Consider the following 3,678-nt stretch of genomic DNA (forward strand, 5'->3'; position numbering starts at 1 on the left):
CCGGAAAGATCGTGCTCATCCCGCCGCTCAGCTGGGATCCCGACGGCACGGTGTTAATCACCGGCGGGACGGGGATGCTGGGCGGGTTGCTGGCCGAGCATCTGGTCACCGGTTACGGGGTGCGCAATTTGCTCCTGGTGTCGCGCCGGGGCGAGACCGCCCCTGGCGCACCGGAATTGGCACAGCGGTTGACCGAACTAGGTGCGCAGGTCACCGTCGCCGCCTGCGACACCAGCGATCCCACCGAGCTGGCCACCCTGCTGGAATCAATCCCTGACTCCCACCGGTTGACCGCGGTCATCCATGCCGCCGGCGTCCTGGACGACGCCGTGGCCACTGAACTGACTCCCGCTCAGCTCGACACCGTGCTGGCCGCCAAAGCCGACGCCGCCTGGCATCTGCACCAGCTGACCGCCACCCAGGACCTGGCCGCGTTTGTCCTGTTCTCCTCGGCCGCAGCAACTTTCGGCAATCCCGGGCAAGCCAACTACGCCGCCGCCAACGCCGTGTTGGATGCCCTGGCCCACCACCGCCAGCACCACCAACTACCGGCAACCAGCCTGGCCTGGGGCTACTGGGATATCCCCTCCGGGATGACAGCCCACCTGCAGACCGTCGATCAAGCGCGGGTGACCCGGACAAGTTTGACCCCAATCAGCAATAGCCAGGGTTTGGCCTTGTTCGATGCCGCGCTGGCGCAACACCAACCCAACCAGGTACTGGCCCCGCTGAACCCGCGCGCCCTGGACCGGCTGGCCCGCAACAACACCCTGCCGCCTATCCTGTCCGCGCTGACCACCACCCGCCCCCACGCCGCCACCACCAGCACCGTCGCCGGCACCTTGGCCACCCGGCTCGCCGGCCAAACCCCCGAGCGCCAAAAGGCCACCGTCACAGCTCTAGTCGTCAGCACCACGGCCACCGTGCTGGCCCACCCCGACCCCGCCAGCCTCAACCCCCAACGGCCGTTCAAAGACCTCGGCATCGACTCGCTGACCGCCCTGGAACTGCGCAACGCCCTCACCCAGCAAAGCGGTCTGACCCTGCCCTCCACCCTGGTCTTCGATCACCCCACCCCCGCCGCCATCGCCGGATACCTCCTTACCCAAATCAGCGATAGCGTCGACGCCTCGATCCCGGTACGGGCCCTGCCCGCTGCTGTCGTGGACGACCCTGTCGTGGTGGTCGGTATGGCATGCCGGTTCCCCGGCGGGGTGGATTCCCCGGCGGCGTTATGGGACGTGGTCAGCAACGGCACCGACGCGATGGGCAGCTTCCCCACCGACCGCGGCTGGAACCTAGCCGAGCTGTTTGACCCCGACCCCGACGCAGTGGGCAAGACCTACACCGACCAAGGCGCCTTTGTACCCGACGCCGCCGAATTCGACGCCGAATTCTTCGGGATCTCAGCGCGGGAAGCTCAAGCGATCGGCCCCCAGCAACGCATGTTTTTGGAGGTGTGTTGGGAAGCGCTGGAAACCGCGGGTATCGATCCCGCCGAGTTGGCCGGCACCGACACCGGGGTATTCGCCGGAACCTGGACACAACCCTATGGCGATTCGGCTTCTGCAGGAGTCGAGGGCTATGCCCTGACCGGCACCGCAATCAGCATGGCCTCAGGGCGGGTGGCCTATCACCTGGGCTTGCAAGGCCCGGCGATCACGGTGGACACCGCGTGTTCCTCCTCGCTGGTCGCCGTTCATTTGGCCTGTCAGTCCCTGCGCGGCGGCGAATCCAGCTTGGCGCTGGCGGGCGGTTCGACCATCATGACCACCCCGGTCATCTTCACCGAGTTCGCGCGCCAACGCGGGCTGGCCGTCGATGGACGCTGTAAAGCGTTCGCCGAGGCTGCCGACGGCACCGGCTGGGGCGAAGGTGCCGGCGTGGTTGTGCTCGAACGTCTCAGCGATGCCCGTCGCCACCACCACCCGGTGCTGGCGGTCATTGCGGGTTCGGCAGTCAATCAGGATGGCGCCTCCAACGGGCTGACCGCCCCCAATGGGCTTGCCCAGCAACGTGTTATCGCGCAAGCCGTCGCCAACGCCGGGATCGGACTCGACCAGGTCGACGTCGTCGAGGCCCACGGCACCGGTACCAGGCTGGGCGATCCGATCGAAGCCGGCGCGCTGATCGCCACCTATGGCGCGCACCATGGCCCGGATCATCCGCTGTGGCTGGGATCGATCAAGTCCAACGTGGGCCACACCCAGGCCGCCGCGGGAGCCGCGGGGCTGATCAAGATGATCACCGCGTTGCAGCACGAGGTGTTACCGCCCACCCTGCATGTGGATCGTCCCAGCCCGCACGTGGACTGGTCGGCCGGCACGGTTCGGCTGCTCACCGAGCCCATCAGTTGGCCGGTGAGCGATCACCCCCGCACCGCGGCGGTGTCCTCGTTCGGTATCAGCGGCACCAACGCCCACGTGATCCTCCAACAAGCCCCCGCCTCGCCAACACCACCAGCTAGCCCGAAAGCTGAGCCTGCGCTACGGATCTGGCCGATCTCCGCGCGCACCCCCGCAGCCCTTGCCGCTGCGGCCGACCGGCTCCACCACTACCTCACCGAACATCCCGGCGCCGATCTGACACAGGTGGCCTACAGCCTGGCCACCACCCGCACCCACCACGCCTACCGGGCCGCGATCACCGCATCCGCCGCCAGCGATGACCCCCGTCAGGATCTGCTTGCGGCGCTGCACGCACTGCATACCAACACACCACACCCAAATCTGGATCAGCACAACCTAATCCAATCCAACAGCAAACTTGTGTTCGTCCTGCCCGGCCAAGGTGCCCAACACCCCACGATGGGCCTCGAGCTCTATACCCATCACCGCGTCTTCGCCGACGCGATCGACGCGTGCGATGAGGCGCTGCGCCCCTGGACCGGCTGGTCGGTACGCGACGTCCTGTGCCACGATCCGGCGGCCCCGTCGGTGCGCCGCGTGGATGTGGTCCAGCCCGTGTTGTTCGCGATCGCGGTCTCGCTCGCCGAAGTGCTGCGCGGCTACGGCATGGTGCCCGACGCGGTCATCGGACACTCCCAAGGAGAAATCGCCGCCGCCTACATCGCCGGAGCACTCACCCTCGAAGACGCCGCCAAGGTTGTGGCGTTGCGCAGTCAAGCTCTCGGAGCCCTGGCTGGTACCGGCACGATGGCGTCGGTCCTGGTGCCGGCAAGCGAACTACACCAACGACTGCAGCACTGGGGTAGCGCACTTTCCGTCGCCGCGGTCAACGGTCCCTCGCACACCGTCATCAGCGGTGACGCAGCTGCGATGGAACAGTTCATCAGCGTCTGCGAACGCGACGGCATCCAGGTCCGGCCCATCGCCGTCGATTACGCCTCCCACTCCCCCCACGTCGAACAACTCCGTGAACAGCTGCTGCGCGAACTGGCCGACGTAACTTCGCGTGCCGCCCGCATTCCGCTGTATTCGACTGTGGAAAGCGCACTTTCAGCCGATCCGTTTGACACCGCGACGATGGATGCCGACTACTGGTACCGCAACCTGCGCGAGCCGGTTCGCTTCGGTGACAGAGTAGCCATGCTGCTAGCGGCTGGTGACCAAACATTCGTCGAGTTGTCCCCGCACCCCGTGCTGGCCCCCGCCATCACGGACACCGGTGCGGGCAGCGTGATCATCACCGCTCACCGTGACCGCCCCGATCTGGACA

General features: G+C 66.9%; 1 protein-coding gene. It reads left to right on the top strand.

Annotation, left to right across the window (positions count from 1 at the left end; all coding sequences use genetic code 11):
- Positions 1 to 3,678 (top strand): type I polyketide synthase (locus tag BST12_RS28520; protein WP_139802023.1); only part of this gene is annotated, 3,678 nt, incomplete at both ends.

The sequence above is a fragment of the Mycobacterium angelicum genome (assembly GCF_002086155.1).
Lineage (GTDB): Bacteria > Actinomycetota > Actinomycetes > Mycobacteriales > Mycobacteriaceae > Mycobacterium > Mycobacterium angelicum.